The sequence below is a fragment of the Aquiflexum gelatinilyticum genome, assembly GCF_024813435.1.
GTDB classification, from domain to species: Bacteria; Bacteroidota; Bacteroidia; order Cytophagales; family Cyclobacteriaceae; genus Cognataquiflexum; species Cognataquiflexum gelatinilyticum.
On sequence record NZ_JANAEZ010000007.1, the window covers coordinates 166,355 to 188,722 of the forward strand.

Sequence of the window (22,368 nt, forward strand, 5' to 3'; positions counted from 1 at the left end):
ACAACAGGTTCAAAAATCTTCAGATAAGGCTTGTAATGGCCTTGTAGAGGATCAGGATATCCGACTCTTCGTGACAGCCCGAAACCACAATCCTGTTTGCAAAGGGATCGGTGGGCTTTGGATAGGGAAAAGAGGAAACGATGATTCCTGCTGCTTCGAGCGCAGCGGCCCAACTTTTATCGGGAAACGAAAAAACAGGGAAGTCACCGGATTGAAGGAATTCGGAATGCTTTCCCAATAAACTTTTGAACAGGCTGAGGTTGGATTTGGATTTTGTGCGCTGCGCTTCAAAAAGATGCTGTCCCTGGAGAAATGCCTGCAAAAATCCCGGCGTCGGCGGCGAGGAAGTACGGAAAATAGACATTTGGGAGATTCCTGAAACGGTTTTTTCATCTGCCAAAATGATTCCGGCTGGTAGGGAAAGTCCTTTTCCCAAGGAACCAGAAATGACCAAATTCACAGGCAGGTTTTTCCATTGGCTATACGTTCCAAAAATATCCTCACCCAAAATCCCAAAGGCATGGCTGTCGTCGATGAGTAAAGTATAATGGTGCCGTGATGGCAATTCCCTGATCCAATCAAAATCATGGACAGCAGGCTTCAGCGGATCAACGGCATTGGCCAGAATAAGAATATTGGAGGTAGGAAGCCGCTCACAGGTTTCTTTGCAATAGCCGATCCAATAGTCAAAACTTGGGTTGGGGAAAGGATGAAGCCCCTCTGCCAAAACCGCGGGATGCGTATCAGGAGCGATAAAAATCTGGTGGGCATCTTTCTTTAAATAAGAGATGGCGGCAGTTCCGGCCAAAAAACCGCTGCTCCAAACCAGGGATTTTTCAGCCTTTGCCTTTTCTGCAAAAAACACCTCAAACTGCTCATAAACAGCTAAACGGACATTGTTGACCCGGCTGAGGCCGTGGCTGATGCCGTATTTGGAGATTCCTTCGATGACCAGTTTTTCGAATGCTTCCACTCCTCCCATACCCAGATAGGCCGTACCGCTAAAAAACAAAAACTCCCTGCCATCTTGGACGACGGTTCTTCCGATTTTGGAGTGGAGGTCAAGACGATTCATTGTTTGGTCAAATTGAGTTGGCATTCAACGATGCGGAGATGCGGAGGATATTTTTTCTGAGTCACTAATCTAGGACAATTTCCAATTAGGCCTGTTTATCCTTATCAATTTCTAATAAGTAAGTTTAATTTTTTGTCCAAATTTTAGTTTAAAAATAAAAATTTTGAAACTCTAACTTTGCGAATTGCTGATTAATTCCTGTATTTAGAATAGAAGTTACCTCAATCTTTTGACTTAGGAAAAAAATGAAAAAACCGGTTTTTTTTATCCTCATGTTGTTCTTGGGTATTACTTCTGTTCAAGGTCAATCCAAAGACAAAACCTATATTTTGGTCCACGGAGCCTGGCATGGGGCTTGGTGTTGGTACAAGATAATCCCTTTGATGGAAGGTAAGGGTTACAAAGTGATGGCGATAGACCTCCCAAGCCATGGTAATGACACCACTGATGCTGATTCGGTAATTTTTTCAGATTACGTAGAAAAGGTTACAAAAACTGCCAATAGTATAGAAGGTGAAGTGATTTTGGTCGGCCATTCAATGGGAGGAACTGTCATATCGCAAGCGGCAGAAATCCTTGGAAAAGTCAAAGTAGCCAAACTTATCTATATCGATGCGTTCTTGCCCCAAAACGGGGAATCAGTAAGTTCCTTGGCCGGGTTAATTGAAGCTAGCTTACCAAAGGACAGTTCAAGGATGACAATAGGAAATGGCTTGATTGTAAGTAAAAATGGAAAGACCTCCACTTTCAAACCGGAAATAGCAGATATTCTGTTTTATCATGACTGCACCCAATCAGATAAAGATTATGCCCATAAACATTTAAGTCGCCAATCATTTGCTCCATTGGGAACTCCTGTAAAGGTGACTGAAGAAGTTTTTGGTAACATTCCAAAATATTTTATTCTGTGTACAGAAAGTAAGGATTTGGACAAATCATTGTTGCCTACTAGAGTCAAATGTGAGAAAACAGTAAAATTGAAATCTGGGCATTCTCCTTTTTTTTCTATGCCAGATGAGTTGGCTCAGCTTTTGGTTGAGTTTTAATTACTTTTTCAATCATTTATAATTCCCTGATTTTACCCTTTCAAAAGGTTCTTATTCCATCAAAAATTCATTTATTTGTAATCCGATTGTCACCTGTCGGTTCCACTATTCAGTGGTTTTGCAAAAAATACTCTTCAATTGTATGCTTCCCAAGATTAACCTGCCTTTTCCCTTTTTTTTCACGCTTTTGATTATATCTCTTGGGCTCGGTTCCTGTCAACAGGATATGGTTTGTGACTGTGAGGGTGTCGAGGAGGTTTATTCCAATGATTTTTCAAAATCTGATTTGACCAATTTTGAAAATGGAAGACTTTTGGTTTTCCAAAGGGATACCCTTTTAGGAAATTACAACAATGAGGAAGTTTCCCTGACACTGCAGCAATTGCCGAAGCATAACATTGTCAAAGTGACTGTAGAGATTTGGATCCATGATTCATGGGACGGCAATCCGGATAATGCCATTGGCGGCCCTGATTTTTGGTACATGAAAGTAGAAGGAGAAGAAGTGATGCGTACGACTTTTTCTAATACACCCTGTGAATCGACTTTTTGCCCAAGACAATCTTACCCGGCCGATTATTTCAGACAGAATTTTCCAAAAGAAGGAGCAATCCGAACCAATATTCCTGGACTTTGTCATCTCGCCAATCAGCCCAACAACACCACTGTTTATAGGATTTCAAAATTGGTCAAGCATACCGATCAAAAAGTAAAGGTTACTTTGGGGGATCAGCTGCTGCAGACAAATAGCCCAAATCCCAAGTGTGACGAAAGCTGGTCTTTGGGCAAAATAGAAGTGTCAACCTTATTTGTGATGTGATCATATGAAAACAGCGATGAAAACATCTCTCAGGTTAGGTTTGGTTATTCTTCAGTTGCTCCTTTTTGTGGAGGTTTCTTTGTCCCAATCAGTGGCGGTTGGCACGCCTGTCCTGGAGGACTACATGCGCAGGATGCAGCTTGAGGGTAAATTAAATGACCTGAGCAGTTTTATGATCAGGCCAATCCTTCCTGTCCATGCTTTTGACCGGGAAGTGGGTTTTGACCTTGACAGTACTTTTATTGATATAGATACCTCTCCATACTATGGATTTTTGGATGAGGAAAAAAAGCTGAAATTCTTCATAATGCCTGTCACCAACAGGTTTCAATATGCTTCGAATTATGCATTTGGCCTGAATGATGGTGCCATGATTCCTAATCGGGGCATGCAGAATATTTTCAGCATCGGGGCGTATCTTGAATATGGAAAATTCAGCCTTCAGCTTCAGCCGGAATTTTTCCTAGCCCAAAACAAAGATTACCTAGGATTTCCTATAGAGCACCAGTCTACTATTCTTTATTACTTTGAATATATGAATAGGATTGACATGCCGGAGCGGTTTGGGACCGAACCCCTCAATAGCCTTAACCTCGGACAATCCAGTCTCAGGTTCAACCACAAAGGAATGTCCCTCGGTATTTCGACTGAAAACCTGTGGTGGGGACCCGGCAAAAGGAGTTCATTGCTAATGAGCAACAATGCTCCCGGCTTTTTACACTTTACCCTCAACACCCAGAAGCCGATAAAAACCAAAATCGGACATTTTGAAGGGCAGTTAATTTCAGGTTTTCTAAAAAGCACCAATTACCCCTCTCCTCATTCAGATTATGTTTTCCAACAAAATCCTGTTTTGGTTCCAAAAAGGGAAAATGGTGACAGGTATATCTCCGGCTTGATTTTTACCTATCAGCCTAAGTGGTTGCCAGGTTTGTCACTGGGTTATGGTTCTGTAAACCATATGTACAGGGCAGACATGGAGACTTTTGCTGATTATCTTCCTGTGTTCAATGGAGAAAAAGGATTCTATGCAGTCCACAATCCTACAAGAGACCGCAGACAGCAGTTCAGTTCAGGGTTTTTTAGATGGTTGAGTTCAGAAGGTCATTTTGAGTTTTACGGAGAATACGGAACCAACGGCAACAGTATAAGGACTGCCGATTTTCTCATTACTCCAGAGAGAAACAGGGCGTTTACACTTGGATTCTCAACTTTGATCCCATTGAAAAGAGACAGGCAGTTTATCCAGATCAGTTCGGAAATGACCCAGTCAGGTCAGACGATCAGGGAAAGCATCCGAAATCTGGACACTTGGTACATTCATAACCATGTCAGGCATGGTTATACCCATCAGGGACAGGTGTTGGGGATTGGATATGGGCCTGCTGCCAATGTCAATTGGGTAGAATTGGGATGGGTAAGGGATTTCAGCAAAATCGCCTTTCATATGGAAAGGATAGTCTATAACAATGACTTTTACAATTTCAGGTTTGAGGCTTCCAAGGATTGGCGCACCAAATATGTGGACTTGGTGCCTTCCCTTGTCACAGAGTGGAGATTTGGTAATCTCTTGGCGCAAGGAAATTTTCAATATGTCAATACCTGGAATTATAAATGGTATTTGGAAAACCAGCCTGATATATACTTTGTGCCGGGTCTCGACAGGGGAAATCTCGTCCTCAATATTGGACTTACTTATATCTTAAAGTAAAAAGAGGCTTTTATTAAAGCCTCCTTTCAAGTTGCAAACCGTTTCACTTTTAGATTCTTTATTTTTTGCTAAGGACGAAATTTCCTGCTCCCTGCTTCAGGGTCATTTCCTTGGTTTCGGGATTGAATTCCAATGTCAATCCTGCCGGGGTAAATATGAAAACATGTTCCTCTTTGTATTCTAGGGAAAATTTGGGTTGTCCGGTAGCCTGACCGATCAATGTGGTATTTTCTTTGGTGATAGTCACTTCCAATGGGAAAGATGTACTTCCATACACACCGAGATACACATCCAGATCTTCAGTCTTGAGGGGATTTGCCGAAAAGGTGGGAATAGTATATTCTTTTCCAAAATACGCACTCAATACCGCAATGGCAGCTTGGTTTGGGTCTATGTTGGATCCGTTGACTGCCATGGCGAAAGCAAGTTTTTCGTCCTGAAAATATCCCAACATGGACTTGAATTCGTCTATACCTCCTGTGTGGCCATAAGATACTTTGTCATAAAAGGGAATGGCAAACATGCCTCTACCATAATTATCCCTCATCTCCTTCATTAATGCAAGACTGGCAGGGGATATGATTTTCCCGGCAAAAAGTCCTTCGATAAATTTGGTTAGGTCCTCGGTAGTGGAGACAATTGCTCCCGCTCCCAAAGGAATGGACATGTCCGTTTCTGTTTCTTTTTCCCACTTCCCTACAAATTTGTAAGAATAGGATTCCTTGGAGGCAGTGGTTGTTTTCTGTCCCACATAGGTATTGGCTAATTTCAATGGATCGGTGATGTGTTTTTTCAGTAAGATTGGATAGGACTGCATGTAAACATCTTCGAGGATCCATGTGAGCAGGACATAATTGGAATTGCTGTAATCCGCCTTGGAGTCTGGTTCAAAATCGCTGCCGCCTTCCCTGATGATGTCATAAAGTCCTTTTCTCGACTTATTTTGGGTATTCCACTGGAGATAATCAGGATTGGAGGTGAAGCTGTGGATTCCACTTCTGTGGTTCATCAATTGGCTGATGCTAATGTCAGAGGCATTCTTGATTTCAGGGAAAAATTTATCTATTTTTTGGTCAAGGCTGATTTTTCCTTCTTCCACCGCCTTCAGAATAAGGGCAGAAGTAAACATTTTTGTGATCGATCCCACCCGGTATTTCGTGGCAGAAGAGGCAGGAATATTGGCTTGGATATCGGCATAGCCAAAAGCATTTTGGTAGATAACCTTCCCCTCATGGGAGAGGGTGACAGAGCCCATTAATTTCTGATTTTCAGCCAAAGTCTCAAAATATTGGTCGAGTTTAGCTTTATCGAAGTTTTGCGCAAGCAGGCCTTGAAATAAAAGGAGCGCAATGATGGTTGAAAATAACTTTGCCATGATGATATATTGATGTATCTTTTGATATGATTGGTTCTATTATGACCTTAATTTACTTGATGAAATCCAATTAACCCCAAAAACCCCATACCAATTCGGTATAGGGTTTGGGATTGTTTAATTATCCAACCTGTTTCTTTCTTCCGTACTTCCGCTTCTGTTGGAGATTTTGAAATTTTCTCCTTTGGCAAACTTGTACCTCAAGGTGAACCTTACACCCTGATTGCTTCTGTATTGCTGGAAGCTTGTGTCTATATTGTCAAATACCACTGCTGCGTTGATGATTTGACTTCTGAAAAGGTCAGTTCCATTTACCGTGATGCTCAGCTTGTCTTTCATCAGGTTTTTTGAGATTCCGGCATCAACCCAACCAAATCCCTTGATGGCAGCTTGACCATATTGGGAGGGGCCAATGTACATCGCCATCAATTCACCCCTGAATCCCGCAGGCAGGTTGAAGGTGTGTTGGGTTCTGAGAGTCAGTGAAGTCTGAGACACATCCAACAAAGCGTCACCGATCATGGATTTCCAACGGGCATTGTTGACTTGGACCATGTTGCTGGTATTCCACCATTTTCTTATTTCAAGAGGGATCATTGCCCTGAAATTCCAGTTTTGGGATTTATCCAAATTGGCGGTGTATGTTGTAGTGGTTCTAGTTTCCTCATCCTGGGTGAATATTTGTTGAAATACATCGGTGGTCAACGAATATCCCAAAGTAAACTGATACTGACCTTTGATGACATGATTCATCTCTAGGTTGTTGGAATATTGTGGCTTGAGGTAAGGATTTCCCTGCTCTGTAGTCAATGGATCAATGTAGAAAATGAAAGGGTTCAGCAAGCGATAATTTGGTCTATTGATCCTTCTATTGGCATTGTAGATGATTTGATAGTTTTTGCTGACTTCCTGCTGCACAAAGAAACTTGGGAACAGGTTGATGTAGTTTTGTTTGTTTACTTGATCAAGAGTAACGGAGTTTCCGGTGATGTCCGAATATTCTGTTCTCAAACCCATTTGATAGCTTACTTTATCAGAAAATTTGCTTTTGTAAGTAGCGTAAGCGGCAAGGACATTTTCTTCATAGATAAACTTGTTAGAATTTGGGTCCTGCTCAAAAGGTTCTTCTTCTACTGCTTTGCTGAGGTCTAGGTTGTTGTCTGATTTTACCCAGCTTCCTTTAAGCCCTGTTTCCAAAACCCTACCTTTTCCAAGTGGCTTGGTAAAGTCGACTTTGGCAGTGAAAATGGTATAATCCATGTCATTGAGCGTCAAGATATAGTCTCTGGCAGCTGTTGGCTCTTTGTCATTGATCCATCTATTGTTTGAAAGCAATGACTGGGAATTTGATTTCATTCTGGTATAATCCACGTCAGTAGTGAATTTTGTCCCGAGTGTATCCAAAAGTCCTACATAATGGAAGTTTCCGAAAATTCTTTTGTTATTGCTTTCGCCGTCATTGTTTGATCTTAGAAAGAAGAGGTCATCAGTTCCCGGATTGTTGATTTCGGTAAATGACTTGCCGTCATTTTCACCATTGTAATCAGAAGCCTGGACATTAATCCCTACGCTGTGTTTGTCATTGATTTCATAATCTGTCCCACCGGTAAAAAACAAGCTTTTGTTGATTGTAGTGATCTTGCTGCTTTGGTCAAAGTTTGAGACACCTTCTTCCAACTGGAAGTTTCTGTTGATACTGATATCGTTCAAGAAATTGAATTCATTGTAATTCAAGTTGGCAGTATTGGTCCATTTGCCTTTTTTGACATTCAGTGCGATCCCTGCATTTGGTCCGTAAATGCCATTGTACATGCCTCCGGTCTGAATATTTCCAAACATGCCGTCAAGGTTATTTTTCTTCAACCTGATATTGATCACTCCGGCAGTTCCTTCCGCATCAAATTTGGAGGTAGGGTTGTTGATGATTTCTATGCTTTTGATGTTGTCCGCTGGCATGGATCGGAGAAAGTTGGCAAGGTCATTGGCCGACATATAGGTCTGTCGGTCATTGATCATGACAGTCACTCCAGGACGTCCGTTGAGGTTGATGTTATCATTTTCGTCGACATACACACCTGGAGATCTTCCGATCACATCCAAGGCTGTATTTCCATCTGCCATGACAGTGCCTTCGACATTGATGGTGGTTTTGTCTGCTTCGACGATGATATCCGGTCTTGTGGACCTTACTGTTACTTCTTCAAGGTTTCCTGCTTCTTCCTTGAGTGAGATTGCTCCGAATTCTTTGTTGGATCCCACCTTGATTTCAAACTCTTCTGATTTGAATGTTTCAAAACCTATGGAAGATACCACAAGATGGACTTTTCCGGATCTGGCAGTTTCGATCAGAAATTCACCTGAGTCGCTTGTCACAGCTCCTGTGATCAAGGTTCCAGTCTGAGCTTCTACAAGTGCAACATTGACAAATGGCAGTGACTCTCCTTTTTGGTCTTTTACCTGTCCGGTTATCAAAGCGACATCTTTTGCCGCGAGGTTGCTTAATCCTAAAAAGAAGAAAAAGAGGACTGTAAAAATCTGAGTTGAAATTTTCATGGTAATAGGTTGGTTTAGTTTTCTAATGCTGTACCATCCCTATTGAAAAATGAATGCCAATAAATAAAAAATTTATAAACAGCTGAAAAACAACTGATTAAATGTAAATGGGATTTTAATGCCTGTACATTACCGAACACAAAGAACGTTCGATAGGAGTACAAAAAAAGCCTTGGAGACTTAGTTCCAAGGCTTTTATATTGTTGTTTAAAGTATCAATTACTTCGCAGCTGCATATCTTTTTGCCACTTCTTCCCAGTTGATCACATTCCAGAAAGCAGACACATAATCAGGTCTTCTGTTTTGGTAATTCAGGTAGTAAGCATGTTCCCATACATCAAGACCTAGGATTGGAGTTCCCGGACACTCAGAAACATCCATCAATGGGTTGTCCTGATTTGGAGATGAACATACACAAAGTTCCTTTTTGGTATCTACACAAAGCCAAGCCCATCCCGATCCAAAACGAGTAGCCGCTGCTTTTGCAAACTCCTCCTTGAATTTTTCAAAAGAACCGAATTTTGCATCAATGGCAGCACCGATTTCGCCTGTTGGATTTCCACCGCCGTTTGGTTTCATGATTGTCCAAAATAAGCTGTGGTTGTAATGTCCGCCACCGTTGTTTCTTACAGCAGCGTTGCTACCCGCTACTTTCATCAATTCTTCGATGCTCTTGTTTTCCAGGTCAGTTCCTGCAATGGCATTGTTAAGGTTTGTAACATAAGCATTGTGGTGCTTGCCATGGTGGATTTCCATGGTTTTGGTGTCGATATGCGGCTCAAGCGCATTGAAATCATAAGGAAGTTTTGGAAGTTCAAAAGCCATTTTTATAAAGGTTTATGGTTAAACATAAATAATGAAATTCTATTGTCTCATACCTAAGTTCAACCAAATTGAATTTAAAAAGGTTCTAAAAAGCCCTAAAATCAATCAATTTCTTAATTTTTTGAAGAATTTATCCAAAAGCGCTTTGGATTCTTCGGCCATCAAACCACTTGTAACTTTTGTTTTGGGATGGAGGAGGTTTTCTGTTAACCTTGAAAATCCTCTTTTTGGATCAGAAGCTCCGTAGTGAATTTCACCTAATTGAGCCCAAAATGAGGCTCCTGCACACATCGCACAAGGCTCGAGGGTTACATACATTTTGCATTCTGTCAGGTATTTTGCGCCTAAGGCATTTGCTGCAGAAGTAATGGCCAGGATTTCTGCATGGGCAGTCACATCCGTGAGTTTTTCGGTTTGGTTATATGCTTTGGCAATAATTTTATTCCTGCACACAATGATAGCCCCGACAGGAATCTCACCATCCTCAAAAGCAATCTGGGCGAGTTTCATTGCTTCATTCATAAAGTATGCGTCCGTGTATAATTCCATTTTTAAGTTTTGTTCAAAAATAAAAATGGCGTAGATTTTTTTCAAAACCTACGCCATTCTTTAGGATATGATTTATTTACCTGAAGTAATCAAACACCTCATTTCTTACACCCTCATTGATGATCAATGCCATGACCAATGAAACAATCAGGCCTATGGTTGCTTTGGTAAGGTCTTTTCTGGTCAGGTACAAGGCCTGCACGATATTCAATTTCCTTTTTTCGAGTTTTTTGGATTTTGCCAAAGCAATGGCAATTTCTCTACCTCCCAATAATCCAATGAAAACCCAGGTTGTACTCATCGGGATATTGTTGGCCATTTTGAAATAGAATAAGATAATAGCATACACTAGGTCCACTAAGGTGGCTGCCCTTACATCAGTAACCCTGGTTTTTTCATTGACTACAGATTGAATCCTGTCACCCTTCATGTAAAACAAGAATCCCAATCCTATGAAAATGAAGCCGGCAAAAGCTACGAATTCCCAAACATTCAGACTCCTTGGAAGAAAAACAGCAATATTGGCAGCATCTTGCATGATCCAAACTCCCCAAAGTATACCTGAGGTAATCCATTGTAAGACATCCCAATATGGCTTAGGTTTTCCTTTCAGGTAGGTTTCTACAAATTTTTCAAGTACAAACCACACTATAATTGCCAAAGTAAATGCAAGAATATATCCAATAAAGGATTTTTTCATCACATCTACGATTGTGCCAGCCTTATAGGTAAAAACATTTAATAACAAGAAAGTAGTGGAAACGGGCATCCTCAACCTGGTCATTACCAAAAGTACGATCGGTGCTGCGAGTTGGAGGAAGACAAAACTTTCCGGGGCTTTTTCCAATCCCGGTACCATTAATCGCTGGTAACTTACATCTCCATTGTAGGTAAACCAACTGAAGGTAACTGTTCCTAAAAAAATCAATCCCATAAATAGCCAAAGCCAATACCATTTTCGATTTTGGTTGGACGCAATAAATGTACCGATGGTCTGAATACTGTCGTTGGCGATCGCAGAATAGGCCGCCAAGATAAAACCAAACCACATTGCCCAATAAGTATAAGGAGAAATAATACCTGCTATTGAAACCAAAATGCAGATCGTGACTAAAAATGTTCTTTCTTTCTTAGTAAAATCAAAAAGTGAATAGGCTGCTTTGGATAGGGCATCCTGATTTATATTTTGGTCTTTAAGCTTGGCCATGTTGGATATGGGTGAAAGATTTTTTTCCGGTGCAAATTTAAAGAAGTTTATTGGCAGTCAATATTAACAAATTGTTAAGGCAAACTTCACTTAAAAATCGAATATCCCCTTTAAATTTTTAAAATGGGCCATATTTCAGACTCAAATTACCCTATTTAGGACAAAAGAACAAAATGAGCTGTGTTTTTTTCCAATGGCTAAGGTTTGATTCTCAAAAATTTAATGTTAACAAAATATTCATCCTAAATCCCGCTTTATTAATTTGCTTTACTTTTATTTTGCACCTAAATTAAAGGGAATTAACCCCTTAATGAGGGGTTTTATATAAATGGCCGAACTCAAGGAAGCTAGTCAGAAGTCCAACAAGGGATTGATAATTTTTCAAATGCTGTTGGCATTTGTTCTTTTCATGTTTTCTATTGATTTGCTGACCATGTCTATGGTCAAGTTAAACAATAACTTGGCTGAAGAACTTTTTCAGGCGACCAATAATCCATTTGTAGGACTTTTTGTAGGATTGCTGATTACAGCATTGGTTCAAAGCAGTTCAATGGTGACATCCATGATTGTAGCTGTGGTCGCCTCGGGCAACCTGACTTTGATGCAGGCGGTTCCTATGGTGATGGGAGCCAATATTGGAACCACTTTGACAAGTACCCTCGTGGCTTTCTCATACATCATGAAGAAGGGTGAATTCAAGAGAGCACTGACAGCGGGTGTCGTGCATGATATTTTTAATATCCTCACCGTAATGATTTTATTCCCTTTGGAAATTTACCTTGGGTTTTTGAGCAGATCGGCAGCGTTTATCACCAATACTTTTTTTGATGCCAATACTGAATTTGCAGGCGAGTATACTTACAATGTGTTGTTTACCAGACCATTGACTTCATGGCTGGTAGACTTCCTCAACAGTCCGATTATGGGTTTGATCTTGTCGATAATTCTGGTATTTTTTTCTATTAAATTCCTTTCAGACACTGTATTTAGGACTTTTATTTCAACCAATTTTGAAAAAGTGAGCCGACAGATGTTCAAATTTCCATATGTATCGTTCTTGTATGGTTTGTTTTTTACCGCCGCAGTCCAATCAAGCACTGTTACCACTTCATTGATTGTTCCTGCAGTGGCAAACAGGAAAGTATCTTTATCAAAAGTCTTTCCTTTTATTATTGGGGCGAACCTTGGCACTACTATTACAGCTGTCATTGCCTCGCTTTATAAGACTGAGGCAGCGATCAGCATAGCTATTGTCCACATCCTGTTCAATTTTTTTGGAGCGCTGGTGTTTTTACCTTTTCCAGGGCTTCGGAACATTCCTGTGAAACTGGCGACTTTTCTGGGCGATCAGTCCGTCAAAAGGAAATTTGTTGGATTTGCTTATATCCTGCTTACTTTTTTCATCATTCCCTTTATTTTGATTTACCTGAATAAGGATGAGGGTAAGGCAAACCAAAATCAAAACCCAAATCTTCCACCCCAAACAGAAATCTCTTCGGAAGCTGGGTATTGAAAATTATTTCATAGCTGATTTGACGATTTGAACCCCGGAGCTTGTTCCTATTCTGTCTGCGCCTGCCCGGATTAAACCCAATGCCTGCTCTAAGGTTTTGATGCCTCCGCTAGCTTTTATTCCAACTGTACTGGGAAGATTTTCCCGCATTAGCTTGATATGGTTTTCTTTGGCTCCTTCCGGTGCGAATCCTGTGGAGGTTTTTACATAATCTACGCCGGCATCTGCACATATTTCACAGGCTTGAATGATCTCCGAATCGCTGAGATAAGCTGTTTCCAAGATTACTTTCAATATCCTTTCTTGTTCATGACATAGTTGTGAGAGTTTTGAAAGTTCTATCTTTGGCCAGTTCATTCCTGCTTTAAAGGCTGTGAGAGACCAAACTACATCGATTTCATCTGCCCCCATTTTTATGAGCTGCTCGGTTTCAATTATTTTTGTTTCGGTAAGGTTATACCCGAGAGGAAAACCCACAACAGAGACCAATTGGATGTCAGCATCACCAATTTCCCTTTTTGCCTTTTTTACCCAAAAAGGAGGTACACATACGCCTACAAACCCAAATTCCTTGGCTTCTTTGACAATGTTTTCTATGTCAGCATCCACTGTTTGGGCTTTTAAAACAGTTTGTTCTATATATTTTTCAATCTTAATGTTGCTCATTTGCTCAATCTTCTGGTGCATTTACATAATCATTCAAAAAAATAAATTCAATTGTCAGGTCTCCTTCCTTAGCAATAGTGGCTTTGTCCAAGGTCTTTGATTCTTCCTTCAATAATTCTGGAATCAAGTGTTGGATAAGTTGGCTTCCAAAATCCTCGGAAGCATTTCTTGGGAGTTCAGTAGGTAAATTGTCGATGGCCATGACCGAGATGCTAGTCTGTTTTCCAAACGCCGGCAACACTTCAAAGCTTTCCCTGTCGATATCATAGATTGGATTTAGGATGCTGCTTGTTTTTATAGTGGTCGGGATAGATCCATCAATGTCACAGGTAATGTCTGCAATTACCGAGATACTGAATTCCTCTGAGCTGATATCCTCCATTTTAAATAGCTTTGGCGCCTTTGGATCCCAATATGCAGCAGCCATCAGGATGTCGCTCACTTCGGTATATTTCAAAAAATGGCTTTCGTATTTTTCAGGATGGGAATAAAACTCTTGCCTCTCATACCCTCCATCAGTCTTTCTCCTATAATATTCCTCTGTGGAAAGCACAGTAAATACCGGTTCGTCAAAATATTGCAATAACAATTCCTTGGTCCCGACCTCCTTTATTCCTATGTGTTCCAAGACCTCTACTACTCCTTTTCCAACTCTCCCTGTTCCTGTCACTACTATTTTTATGGGGGGCAATACCACTTTGACCAATTCTTGTTCCAGTTCTTCCTTATCAAAGCAGTCCAAAGCCCTTTTTAAATCAAAGAGCCCTGATTTTTTGCCGTATGTCCACAAGCCATTGTATGCTCCTACGATTCCTGCCCAATGTCCAAAAGCAACTGTTCGGTTTCCATTTTCATCTTTTAGGACTTCGTAGTCCATTAAGGTGATGTTTTTTTCCAGGATTGACTGAAGTAGTTTTCTGTTATGGGGTTGTTCTTTAATGGTATGGGAAAAGAAGATATACGATTTATTGGGAATCAATTGTGAAACAGGCACTTCTTTGACCCCCATCAGTAAATCGCAAAATGAAATATCATCTACCACTTCAATTCCTTCCTGAATATATTCATCATCAGAAAAGCACCTCAACGGACTGGACTCGACATAAAATGAAAGTGAATCTCTGTATAATTCGGATAAATATGACAGCTGTTTTGGGGTAAAAGGGACCCTTCTGTCAGTTGGCACTTTTCCCTCTTTGATTAAACCTATCTTCATGAAATCAGGATTTTATTGTCCAATGGTTATTTGTTTTGACAAATATGAAATTGATGTTTTGATTCATACAATTCTTTATACCCTGCCGGGAAGATGTTTCTTTTTGTCAATAGAAATGGGATATTCGTAAAAAAAGTTGATGTCATGCCTTATCTGATTTTGGTTATCCTTTGGGTTTTGTTTTATTATCTTCATTCTCTGCTTGCAAGCCTGAATATAAAAAGAAAAATCAAAGGATGGATGGGAAGGCTTTACATATGGTACCGATTGCTGTATTCTGTTTTTTCTACAGTATTTATTTTTGGTATCCTGGCTTTTGGTACTTCCTTTGACCAAACTGACCTTCTTGTCAAAACCTCTGCCCTAACTTATATTGGCTATATGCTTGCGAGTTTTGGTACCATCATCGTGGTGAAGTCTTTTAAGGCTTTCAGTAAATCAGAGTTTATTGGAATAAATCCGCACGATGATTTGGTCCAAATTGAAGAATTTGTCTCCTCTGGGATCCATTCTTATGTCAGACATCCGATTTACTCCGGCACTTTGCTCATCTTCTTGGGTTTTTTCTTTTTTGAGCCAACACTGAGTTCGGCAGTTCATTTTGGCATGTTGGTCATGTACCTGCCCTTTGGGATTTACTTTGAAGAAAAGAAACTTATTGAAATCTATGGATCAAAGTACAAGCGATATCAAGATGAGGTCTCAGCATTGATTCCCTTAAAAAAGAAGAAAGTATAGAAATAAAAAAAGCCACCTATTTGGTGGCTTCAATATGGGTATTATTGTTAGCTATTTTAACTTCCTTCAAGCGCGTTTGCACCTGCTACGATTTCAAGGATTTCATTTGTAATGGCTGCCTGACGGTTTCTATTGTACATCAACTTCAATTCCTTTAATAACTCATTGGCGTTTTCGGTTGCTTTGTCCATAGAAGTCATCCTTGCACCATGTTCAGAGGCATTGCTATCTAAGACAGCCTTGTAAAACTGTGTTTTCAATGCCGTAGGAACCAAATCCCTAATGACATATTCTTTTGAAGGCTCCAAAATATAATCCGTTGAAGTTGGTTTATCTTTGGTAGTCAAATCTTTCACCCCTCCCATTGGAAGAAACTGTTCCACCTGAATATCTTGGGTGGCTACGTTTCTAAAATGGTTGTACACCAAAACAACTTTATCAAATTGTTTTGATAGAAAACCATTCATCGCATATTCTGCTATGACCCTTACTTCGTCATATTTGACATCAGCAAAAATTTCGTAGAAATCGGTTTTGGTGGTATAAGATCTTCTGGTAAAATATTCAAAGGCTTTCTTTCCCAAAGGAAGAATGGTGACATTTTTTGATTTGTATTCTTTGTCGATTAGGCTAACGGTAGCCTTCATGATATTGGAGTTAAAGGCGCCGCACAAACCCTTATCAGAAGTCATCGGTACGATCAGGACATTCTGCACTTGTCTTTGCTCTGCATATGCAATTTCCAATTCTCCACCCATTGCCGAAACTACTTCATTCAAAATGGAGGTTAATTTTTGGGAGTAGGGACGCATTTTGATGATCCTATCCTGAGCCCTTCTAAGCTTGGCTGCAGCGACCATTTTCATGGCCTTGGTGATCTGCTGTGTGGAGCTGACTGAGGTGATCCTTTGCTTTACTTCCTTAAGATTGGCCATATTATTCTTCTGTGAAAAAAGAAAGTTTGAAAGCAGGAAGTAAACAACGTGATTACTTCCTGCCCTTATTTAATCAATTATAATTTTGCAAATTTTGCAGACAAATCTTTTGCTGCACGCTCAAGGATTTTACCTGCAGCATCAATGTCATTTTTCAGGATGAGTTCCAATGCTTCAGGATGGCTGCTCTTCAACAGGTTGTAGAATTCTCTTTCAAACTGTCTTGCATTTTCAGGAGCGATAGAATCCATAAATCCTTTGGTAGACACATAAATGATTGCTACCTGAAGTTCAACAGGAACCGGTGCATATTGTGGTTGCTTCAGGATTTCCTGGTTTCTTCTACCCCTCTCGATGGTTCTTTTGGTACTTGCATCAAGGTCGGATCCAAATTTAGAGAAGGCTTCCAATTCACGGAATTGAGCTTGGTCGAGCTTCAATGTACCTGCAACTTTTTTCATGGATTTGATCTGTGCGTTACCACCCACCCTTGATACCGAGATACCTACGTTGATCGCAGGACGGATACCGGAGTTGAATAGGTTGGATTCCAAGAAAATCTGTCCATCCGTGATCGAGATCACGTTGGTAGGGATATAAGCAGACACGTCACCTGCCTGTGTTTCGATGATCGGAAGTGCTGTCAATGAACCGCCACCTTTCACCAAATGCTTGATGGATTCGGGAAGGTCGTTCATCTGACGTGCAATCTGATCAGAGTTGTTGATTTTGGCAGCTCTCTCAAGAAGTCTGGAGTGAAGGTAGAATACATCACCTGGATATGCTTCACGTCCCGGAGGTCTTCTAAGAAGCAAAGATACTTCCCTGTAAGCTACAGCCTGCTTAGACAAATCATCATAAATAATCAATGCAGGACGCCCGGTATCTCTGATAAACTCACCGATACATGCACCTGTAAATGGAGCAAAGAACTGCATCGGAGCAGGATCAGAAGCTGCGGCAGATACCACCACTGAATATGGAAGTGCTCCGCCTTTTTCCAGAGCTGAAACAATACCTGCTACAGTAGAGGCTTTCTGTCCGATCGCCACATAGATACAATATACAGGTTCTCCTTTTTCGTAATATTCTTTTTGGTTTAGAATTGTATCGATAGCCACAGCGGTCTTTCCTGTCTGACGGTCACCGATGATCAATTCACGCTGACCTCTTCCGATTGGAATCATGGAGTCAATAGCCTTGATACCTGTCTGAAGCGGTTCGTTTACTGGCTGACGGTAGATTACACCCGGCGCTTTACGCTCCAAAGGCATTTCATAAAGTTCCCCTGTCAATGGACCTTTGCCATCGATAGGATTACCCAAAGTATCTACTACACGGCCCAACATGCCATCGCCAACTTTAATTGAGGCGATCTTTTTGGTTCTTTTTACATTGTCACCTTCTTTGACAAGTTTGGAATCACCGAAAAGTACAGCACCGACATTGTCTTCCTCTAGGTTGAGGACCATTGCCTTAAGACCGTTGTCAAATTCCAATAATTCACCGGCCTGAGCTTTGGTTAGTCCATAAATCCGGGCTACCCCATCACCTACTTGGAGGACGGTTCCCACTTCTTCAAGTTCAGTATCAGTCTTGGCGTTTGAGAGTTGCTCTCTCAAAATAGCCGAAACTTCATCAGGTCTTATTTGTGCCATTATATTTTTATTAAATGTTTTCTTTGATTTTAAAATAGTTTCACGAAATACCTTTGGGCAAATTTCATCCTTGCTTTTCTCAGTTTTCCGCTGATAGAATCATCCCATAACTTATCATTGACTTTGAGAACAAATCCTCCGATAAGGCTTTTGTCGATTTTCTCAACAAGCTCAACTTTTTGAAGTCCAGAGATCTCTTTTACAATTTCAATGATTTCTTTTTTCAGTTTTTCTGTCAAAGGCAGAGTCACAGTAACCTCAGCTACCTGTATGCCTTTGTATTCATTATATTGCCTGAGAAATTCCTGTGCAGTGGGAATCAATACATTTGACCTGTTTTTGCGTGTAACGAGATCAAAAAAGCTCATTGTGATTTCATTGGCAGTTTTGCCAAACAATGCCTTAAGGATATTGAATTTCTTGTCATAGGTGACGATTGGACTTTTTAATGTAAGTCCAAGGTCTCTATTCTGCTCTGCAATTGAAAGCAGCATTTTCATGTCTCCGATAACTGCCTCAAGCGCATTCTTCTCCACCGAAAGGTCGAGAAGAGAACTTGCATATCGGGAGGCAACTTTTATGTTTGACATATTAGTTTAGCTTGATGTCTTTTACCAATTCTTCAACCAACTTTTGTTGGGCAGCATCTTCGGAGAAATTTTTCTTCAATAATTTTTCCGCCACTGCCAAGGAGAGGATTCCTACCTGTACTTTGATATCTTCGATAGCTGCCTGCTTTTCGGTTTCTATAGTTGCCTTAGCATTCTCGATCATTTTTGCTCCTTCAAGATGTGCTTTTTCTTTGGCCTCATCAATCATTTGCTTGGCTGCCTCCGATGCTTTGTGGAGCATGGTGTCTCTCTCAATTTTGGCTTCATGGATGATTCTCTCGTTTTCAGCCTTTAGGTTAGCCATTTCGTTTCTGGCTATTTCAGCTGACTTAAGTGCATCATCAATGCTTTTTTCCCTTTCGTCCAATGCAGCGAGTATGGGCTTCCATGCATATTTTGTGAGAAGAAATAATACGATCAAAAATCCAAGTGCTGACCAGAATATCAATCCCAATCCAGGTGTAATAAGTCCCATATGATGTTAATTTATATGAATAACAAAACTTGTTCAATTAATCAAAAGGAAGGGATTGGCCTAGCGCCAATCCCCAAACTTTTTTAGAAAGTGTATTCTCCCAAAGCAATAAGTAGACAAACTACTACCGCAAACAAGGAAACCACCTCAATAAGAGCCGCGATGATCAACATGGCAGTCTGGATTTTTCCAGCTGCTTCAGGCTGACGGGCAATGCCCTCCATGGCTTGTCCACCGATTCTACCGATACCTAGACCTGCGCCAATTGCAACAATTCCAGCACCGATACCAGCACCCATAAGTGCAAATCCGGCAGTTAATAAGATTGAAGTTAACATACGTGTTTGATTTATAAATTGAACAAAGTAATTACTGATTAATGATGGTCATGTTCTGCCACCGCCAAGCCAATGTACATGGCTGAGAAGAGGGTAAATACATAAGCCTGAATGGTTGCTACCAAGATTTCAATAAAGTTGATAAATACAACCATGATAGTACTTGCCACGCCTACTGCCATTGATTCGAATACAAATATCAAAGCGATGAAACTCAGGATTACAATGTGACCTGCTGTAATCGCCACAAACAATCGGACCATCAAGGCAAAAGGCTTGGTGAACAGACCGATGATTTCGACCGGAACGATGATCAACAATAATGGAACAGGTACCCCCGGAGTAGCAAATACGTGCTTCCAATAGTCCTTATTTCCATTGACATTGGTAATGATAAATGTGAATATGGCAAGCGTAAATGTCAAAGCGATGTTTCCTGTGAAATTGGCTGCTTCAGGGAAGAGGCCGAGGATGTTTCCAACCCAAATGAAGAAAAACAACGTCAATAGGTATGGGGTGAATTTCAGGTATTTTTTGTGGCCGATATTCGGAAGTGCGATTTCGTCTCTAACAAATATGACAATAGGCTCTATAAAAGAAGCGATACCTTTTGGTGCAGTTCCAGGATTTCTTTTATAAAATTTTGCGGAATTGAGCATTAGAAAAAGTAAAACAGCAATGACAATGAACATCATCATTACATTTTTTGTGATCGAAAAATCATAGAAGGTCCTAGACTCATCTGCTGCATGCAGCTTGTAATTTTCGTCAATATAATAACCGTTTACACCATAATCTTTTCCGAATTTATGGGTTTCATGGTTCTGAAAATTCGATGATAAAAAGAATTCCAATCCCTGATCCGGGGAATAAATAATAACCGGCAAAGGGAGGGTGACATGTGTATGGCCAACAGTAGCAAAATGCCACTCATAATTGTCCATAACGTGCGGAAGGATAAATCCTGTCTTGCTTTCTCCGTCTCCGGCTGCATGTACAGAATTTGAAAAACCTAGCCAAAATATTGACAATAAAATACTTAGGCAAAGAAATTTACGGACCATCAAATGAGTTTTTAGTACCTACTTCGAATTTGGGCGCAAATTAGCTAGAAGCGTGTAGATATCAAACAATAAGTAAAAGAAATAAATGATAAAGAAATTGACCACAAACAGAATTAAATTCTCAACTCTGAGGAACAGCATGATCGCAACGAAACCGGTACTTGCCAAAAACCGAATACCTATTGCTCCCAATAAGATATTGACAGAATTTTCTTTGCTGATCTCTAACAGATAATGTGTAAACATTCCGGTCAGCCAAGTCAATAAAACGAAAAACGATAGAATCGTCCAAAGGCTTTCATGTACCCACTCGGGTTTGATATACTCCTGCAAGACGTAAAATATACCCCCAATTAGAAGTGAAAAAAGGAGCAGCTTTACTGTTAGAATTTTGATGGCCTTCATAGAAACCGATTTGAGCCCGCAAAGCTAATTATTTTTACGGTTTCCTTCGGATTTATCATCGTTTTTGAGGTTCACGTATAGGTGGTAAAAAGAAATAACCACCGATACCAGGCAAAACAGCAATATCCAAACAGGAAATTTTATGGCACTTTTTTGCTGCAGATACCAGCCAAACCATGTCCCCGCACCAATAATTGCAAAAAGTTGAAAAGAAAGGCCTATATATTTCAGATAGGTAGGCGGATCAGATGGACTGTAACTGTTTTTGGGGTTTATCTTCGGCATCTGTGTTTTTGGATACGACCATCCCTTTGGCTACCATTTGGCATTTTCCATTGAAAACAGCGCCATTTTCCACAATGAGTTTCTGCGTGGTGATATTGCCGTTGATAATTGCTGTCTTGGTAAGGTAAAGGGTACCTGAGATAAACACTTCACCGTCTATTTTTCCCGAAATTTCAGCCTCAGGGGCAGTGATGTTTCCTTTGATCAAAGCAGAGTCACCTACCACTATTTTGGTCTTGGACTCTACCAAACCTTCAAGCTGACCTTCAATCCTAATATTTCCTGCCGCAGAGATATCTCCCGTAATTTTGGTTTCTCTGGAAATAACGTTTGTAGAACTGACCATGTCGGCTACCGATTTTTTTTCTTCTGTCTTGTTGTTGAACATAGCTAATCAAAAGTAATAAATTCCTGAGGATTGAGAGGGGAACCTTTATACCATAACTCGAAATGAAGGTGCTGCCCGGTGGTAAGTTCTCCGGTATTTCCGATGATCGAGATGATTTCTCCGGCACGGACAATTTCCCCTACTTTTTTCAATATTACCGAATTATGTTTATATATAGAAATCAATTCATTTGAATGTTGGATACTCAGAATGTATCCTGTATCCAGTGTCCACGAGGCCAATATGACGGTTCCGTCTGCAATGGCTTTGACTGGTTCATTTTCTTTTGCCACTATATCCACCCCAAAATGGTCTTCCTGAGGTGCAAAAACAGCCGTCAACACACCTTTGATAGGAGTAAAGAAAAATGCCTCGGCAAATGAATTCCCAGAAATCTCCATTGGATTTGAGTATTCAACAGGGGTGCTTTTAAATTCATCAAGAATACTCAAGGTTGCTTTACTCGGCCGAAAATCGGCTGCCTTGGAATTGCCTGAATCGGGTTTGTTGGCGGAAGAATCTTCCAAAACCCCTTTGTCAAGCACACCATTCCCGCTGATGATCCCTTGTATATTGGCAAGGTAGGCATCTTTCTGACTGACTGCCACAGACAGAGAATCCACAATATCTGATAACATCAGGATTTTGGCTGTATTTTCGGTTTCCATATATACTGGATCAAACCACTGCCTTAGAATTGTCCTCGTCAATACCAGGGAAATAAAAAAAATCACGGAAAGGGAAAGAACGCCCATGATAATAATCCTTGAAAATGAAACATTGAAAGATCCCAAAACAGAAAAATCCTGCTTTTTTCGAATGACAATGAGAAACTTCTCTGTCAGCCAGTTTCTTATTTTAGCTCTTAAACTCAATCTTCTATCTTTTGTATGAAAGCCGTAAAAATATAATATT

The 22,368-nt window shown here is 40.4% G+C and carries 23 protein-coding genes; 5 read left to right on the forward strand and 18 right to left on the reverse strand.

Annotated elements, in window-relative coordinates:
- Positions 1 to 19: 19 nt before the first annotated feature.
- The gene (locus NK987_RS15730) at positions 20 to 1,075 is read right to left on the reverse strand and encodes an aminotransferase class I/II-fold pyridoxal phosphate-dependent enzyme (protein ID WP_259264622.1); all 1,056 of its coding nucleotides are present in this window, start codon (positions 1,073 to 1,075) and stop codon (positions 20 to 22) included.
- A gap of 245 nt (positions 1,076 to 1,320) precedes the next feature.
- Between NK987_RS15730 and NK987_RS15735 the strand changes: the two genes are divergently transcribed.
- The 3 genes from NK987_RS15735 (at position 1,321) to NK987_RS15745 (ending at position 4,652) form a co-directional block, all read left to right on the forward strand.
- Positions 1,321 to 2,121, forward strand: coding sequence for an alpha/beta fold hydrolase (locus tag NK987_RS15735; RefSeq protein WP_259264623.1), 801 nt, complete (start codon positions 1,321 to 1,323; stop codon positions 2,119 to 2,121).
- 142 nt (positions 2,122 to 2,263) lie between these two features.
- Positions 2,264 to 2,941, forward strand: coding sequence for a hypothetical protein (locus tag NK987_RS15740; RefSeq protein WP_259264624.1), 678 nt, complete (start codon positions 2,264 to 2,266; stop codon positions 2,939 to 2,941).
- 16 nt (positions 2,942 to 2,957) lie between these two features.
- On the forward strand, positions 2,958 to 4,652 hold the full coding sequence (locus NK987_RS15745) for a capsule assembly Wzi family protein (protein WP_258422185.1): 1,695 nt from the start codon (positions 2,958 to 2,960) through the stop codon (positions 4,650 to 4,652).
- A gap of 58 nt (positions 4,653 to 4,710) precedes the next feature.
- On the opposite strand, the gene NK987_RS15750 is transcribed toward NK987_RS15745, so the two are convergent.
- The 5 genes from NK987_RS15750 to NK987_RS15770 all read right to left on the reverse strand — a co-directional run bounded on the left by NK987_RS15750 (position 4,711) and on the right by NK987_RS15770 (position 11,161).
- Complete coding sequence (locus NK987_RS15750; protein ID WP_259264625.1) at positions 4,711 to 6,027, reverse strand: serine hydrolase domain-containing protein; 1,317 nt, start codon at positions 6,025 to 6,027, stop codon at positions 4,711 to 4,713.
- A gap of 117 nt (positions 6,028 to 6,144) precedes the next feature.
- Positions 6,145 to 8,580, reverse strand: coding sequence for a TonB-dependent receptor (locus NK987_RS15755; RefSeq protein ID WP_259264626.1), 2,436 nt, complete (start codon positions 8,578 to 8,580; stop codon positions 6,145 to 6,147).
- A gap of 219 nt (positions 8,581 to 8,799) precedes the next feature.
- Positions 8,800 to 9,405 carry a superoxide dismutase gene (locus NK987_RS15760; RefSeq protein ID WP_258422182.1) on the reverse strand — a complete coding sequence of 202 codons (606 nt, stop codon included), beginning with the start codon at positions 9,403 to 9,405 and terminating at the stop codon, positions 8,800 to 8,802.
- A 105-nt stretch (positions 9,406 to 9,510) separates the two neighbouring features.
- A complete protein-coding gene (locus tag NK987_RS15765) occupies positions 9,511 to 9,954 on the reverse strand; it encodes a nucleoside deaminase (RefSeq protein ID WP_259264627.1) in 444 nt (147 codons plus the stop codon).
- Between the two features lie 76 nt (positions 9,955 to 10,030).
- Positions 10,031 to 11,161, reverse strand: a complete 1,131-nt coding sequence (locus NK987_RS15770) for a hypothetical protein (RefSeq protein ID WP_259264628.1) — start codon at positions 11,159 to 11,161, stop codon at positions 10,031 to 10,033.
- Between the two features lie 328 nt (positions 11,162 to 11,489).
- Here NK987_RS15770 and NK987_RS15775 point away from each other — a divergent pair, with 328 nt between their 5' ends.
- Positions 11,490 to 12,674: a Na/Pi symporter gene (locus tag NK987_RS15775; RefSeq protein WP_259264629.1), complete on the forward strand. Its 1,185-nt coding sequence runs from the start codon at positions 11,490 to 11,492 to the stop codon at positions 12,672 to 12,674.
- A gap of 3 nt (positions 12,675 to 12,677) precedes the next feature.
- Here NK987_RS15775 and deoC read toward each other — a convergent pair whose 3' ends face one another.
- Together deoC and NK987_RS15785 are read right to left on the reverse strand one after the other, a co-directional pair.
- Entirely contained in the window at positions 12,678 to 13,340 is a 663-nt protein-coding gene (gene deoC / locus NK987_RS15780; protein WP_259264630.1) for a deoxyribose-phosphate aldolase, read from the reverse strand.
- A gap of 4 nt (positions 13,341 to 13,344) precedes the next feature.
- Positions 13,345 to 14,556 (reverse strand): NAD(P)-dependent oxidoreductase, encoded by a 1,212-nt coding sequence (locus NK987_RS15785; RefSeq protein ID WP_258422177.1) that lies wholly within the window; start codon positions 14,554 to 14,556, stop codon positions 13,345 to 13,347.
- 144 nt (positions 14,557 to 14,700) lie between these two features.
- Here NK987_RS15785 and NK987_RS15790 point away from each other — a divergent pair, with 144 nt between their 5' ends.
- Positions 14,701 to 15,294, forward strand: a complete 594-nt coding sequence (locus NK987_RS15790) for a methyltransferase family protein (protein WP_258422176.1) — start codon at positions 14,701 to 14,703, stop codon at positions 15,292 to 15,294.
- Between the two features lie 56 nt (positions 15,295 to 15,350).
- Here NK987_RS15790 and atpG read toward each other — a convergent pair whose 3' ends face one another.
- The 10 genes from atpG to NK987_RS15840 all read right to left on the reverse strand — a co-directional run bounded on the left by atpG (position 15,351) and on the right by NK987_RS15840 (position 22,328).
- Complete coding sequence (atpG, locus tag NK987_RS15795) at positions 15,351 to 16,229, reverse strand: ATP synthase F1 subunit gamma (protein ID WP_258422175.1); 879 nt, start codon at positions 16,227 to 16,229, stop codon at positions 15,351 to 15,353.
- A 77-nt stretch (positions 16,230 to 16,306) separates the two neighbouring features.
- The gene (gene atpA, locus NK987_RS15800) at positions 16,307 to 17,887 is read right to left on the reverse strand and encodes a F0F1 ATP synthase subunit alpha (RefSeq protein ID WP_258422174.1); all 1,581 of its coding nucleotides are present in this window, start codon (positions 17,885 to 17,887) and stop codon (positions 16,307 to 16,309) included.
- Positions 17,888 to 17,916: 29 nt separating this feature from the next.
- Complete coding sequence (atpH, locus tag NK987_RS15805; protein WP_258422173.1) at positions 17,917 to 18,477, reverse strand: ATP synthase F1 subunit delta; 561 nt, start codon at positions 18,475 to 18,477, stop codon at positions 17,917 to 17,919.
- Between the two features lies 1 nt (position 18,478).
- Complete coding sequence (locus NK987_RS15810) at positions 18,479 to 18,973, reverse strand: F0F1 ATP synthase subunit B (RefSeq protein ID WP_258422172.1); 495 nt, start codon at positions 18,971 to 18,973, stop codon at positions 18,479 to 18,481.
- An 83-nt stretch (positions 18,974 to 19,056) separates the two neighbouring features.
- Positions 19,057 to 19,311: an ATP synthase F0 subunit C gene (gene atpE / locus NK987_RS15815; RefSeq protein ID WP_241124829.1), complete on the reverse strand. Its 255-nt coding sequence runs from the start codon at positions 19,309 to 19,311 to the stop codon at positions 19,057 to 19,059.
- Between the two features lie 38 nt (positions 19,312 to 19,349).
- Entirely contained in the window at positions 19,350 to 20,375 is a 1,026-nt protein-coding gene (gene atpB, locus NK987_RS15820; protein ID WP_259264631.1) for a F0F1 ATP synthase subunit A, read from the reverse strand.
- Positions 20,376 to 20,393: 18 nt separating this feature from the next.
- Positions 20,394 to 20,780: a hypothetical protein gene (locus NK987_RS15825; RefSeq protein ID WP_259264632.1), complete on the reverse strand. Its 387-nt coding sequence runs from the start codon at positions 20,778 to 20,780 to the stop codon at positions 20,394 to 20,396.
- Positions 20,781 to 20,804: 24 nt separating this feature from the next.
- On the reverse strand, positions 20,805 to 21,065 hold the full coding sequence (locus NK987_RS15830) for an AtpZ/AtpI family protein (protein WP_258422169.1): 261 nt from the start codon (positions 21,063 to 21,065) through the stop codon (positions 20,805 to 20,807).
- Positions 21,025 to 21,453, reverse strand: a complete 429-nt coding sequence (locus NK987_RS15835; RefSeq protein WP_258422168.1) for a bactofilin family protein — start codon at positions 21,451 to 21,453, stop codon at positions 21,025 to 21,027. Before NK987_RS15835 ends, NK987_RS15830 begins: the two co-directional genes overlap by 41 nt.
- A 2-nt stretch (positions 21,454 to 21,455) precedes the next feature.
- Positions 21,456 to 22,328 (reverse strand): M23 family metallopeptidase, encoded by an 873-nt coding sequence (locus NK987_RS15840; RefSeq protein ID WP_259264633.1) that lies wholly within the window; start codon positions 22,326 to 22,328, stop codon positions 21,456 to 21,458.
- Positions 22,329 to 22,368: the final 40 nt, after the last annotated feature.

What these genes read in the sequence shown, in the direction of transcription:
- NK987_RS15830 (WP_258422169.1), bottom strand. Translation starts at nt 21,065, where the DNA reads ATGCCGAAGATAAACCCCAAAAACAGTTACAGTCCATCTGATCCGCCT.
- NK987_RS15790 (WP_258422176.1), top strand. Translation starts at nt 14,701, where the DNA reads ATGCCTTATCTGATTTTGGTTATCCTTTGGGTTTTGTTTTATTATCTT.
- NK987_RS15755 (WP_259264626.1), bottom strand. Translation starts at nt 8,580, where the DNA reads ATGAAAATTTCAACTCAGATTTTTACAGTCCTCTTTTTCTTCTTTTTA.
- NK987_RS15735 (WP_259264623.1), top strand. Translation starts at nt 1,321, where the DNA reads ATGAAAAAACCGGTTTTTTTTATCCTCATGTTGTTCTTGGGTATTACT.
- NK987_RS15825 (WP_259264632.1), bottom strand. Translation starts at nt 20,780, where the DNA reads ATGAAGGCCATCAAAATTCTAACAGTAAAGCTGCTCCTTTTTTCACTT.
- deoC (WP_259264630.1), bottom strand. Translation starts at nt 13,340, where the DNA reads ATGAGCAACATTAAGATTGAAAAATATATAGAACAAACTGTTTTAAAA.
- NK987_RS15810 (WP_258422172.1), bottom strand. Translation starts at nt 18,973, where the DNA reads ATGGGACTTATTACACCTGGATTGGGATTGATATTCTGGTCAGCACTT.
- NK987_RS15770 (WP_259264628.1), bottom strand. Translation starts at nt 11,161, where the DNA reads ATGGCCAAGCTTAAAGACCAAAATATAAATCAGGATGCCCTATCCAAA.
- NK987_RS15750 (WP_259264625.1), bottom strand. Translation starts at nt 6,027, where the DNA reads ATGGCAAAGTTATTTTCAACCATCATTGCGCTCCTTTTATTTCAAGGC.
- atpG (WP_258422175.1), bottom strand. Translation starts at nt 16,229, where the DNA reads ATGGCCAATCTTAAGGAAGTAAAGCAAAGGATCACCTCAGTCAGCTCC.
- NK987_RS15775 (WP_259264629.1), top strand. Translation starts at nt 11,490, where the DNA reads ATGGCCGAACTCAAGGAAGCTAGTCAGAAGTCCAACAAGGGATTGATA.
- atpB (WP_259264631.1), bottom strand. Translation starts at nt 20,375, where the DNA reads ATGGTCCGTAAATTTCTTTGCCTAAGTATTTTATTGTCAATATTTTGG.
- NK987_RS15760 (WP_258422182.1), bottom strand. Translation starts at nt 9,405, where the DNA reads ATGGCTTTTGAACTTCCAAAACTTCCTTATGATTTCAATGCGCTTGAG.
- atpA (WP_258422174.1), bottom strand. Translation starts at nt 17,887, where the DNA reads ATGGCACAAATAAGACCTGATGAAGTTTCGGCTATTTTGAGAGAGCAA.
- NK987_RS15785 (WP_258422177.1), bottom strand. Translation starts at nt 14,556, where the DNA reads ATGAAGATAGGTTTAATCAAAGAGGGAAAAGTGCCAACTGACAGAAGG.
- NK987_RS15835 (WP_258422168.1), bottom strand. Translation starts at nt 21,453, where the DNA reads ATGTTCAACAACAAGACAGAAGAAAAAAAATCGGTAGCCGACATGGTC.
- NK987_RS15765 (WP_259264627.1), bottom strand. Translation starts at nt 9,954, where the DNA reads ATGGAATTATACACGGACGCATACTTTATGAATGAAGCAATGAAACTC.
- atpH (WP_258422173.1), bottom strand. Translation starts at nt 18,477, where the DNA reads ATGTCAAACATAAAAGTTGCCTCCCGATATGCAAGTTCTCTTCTCGAC.
- NK987_RS15730 (WP_259264622.1), bottom strand. Translation starts at nt 1,075, where the DNA reads ATGAATCGTCTTGACCTCCACTCCAAAATCGGAAGAACCGTCGTCCAA.
- atpE (WP_241124829.1), bottom strand. Translation starts at nt 19,311, where the DNA reads ATGTTAACTTCAATCTTATTAACTGCCGGATTTGCACTTATGGGTGCT.
- NK987_RS15745 (WP_258422185.1), top strand. Translation starts at nt 2,958, where the DNA reads ATGAAAACATCTCTCAGGTTAGGTTTGGTTATTCTTCAGTTGCTCCTT.
- NK987_RS15740 (WP_259264624.1), top strand. Translation starts at nt 2,264, where the DNA reads ATGCTTCCCAAGATTAACCTGCCTTTTCCCTTTTTTTTCACGCTTTTG.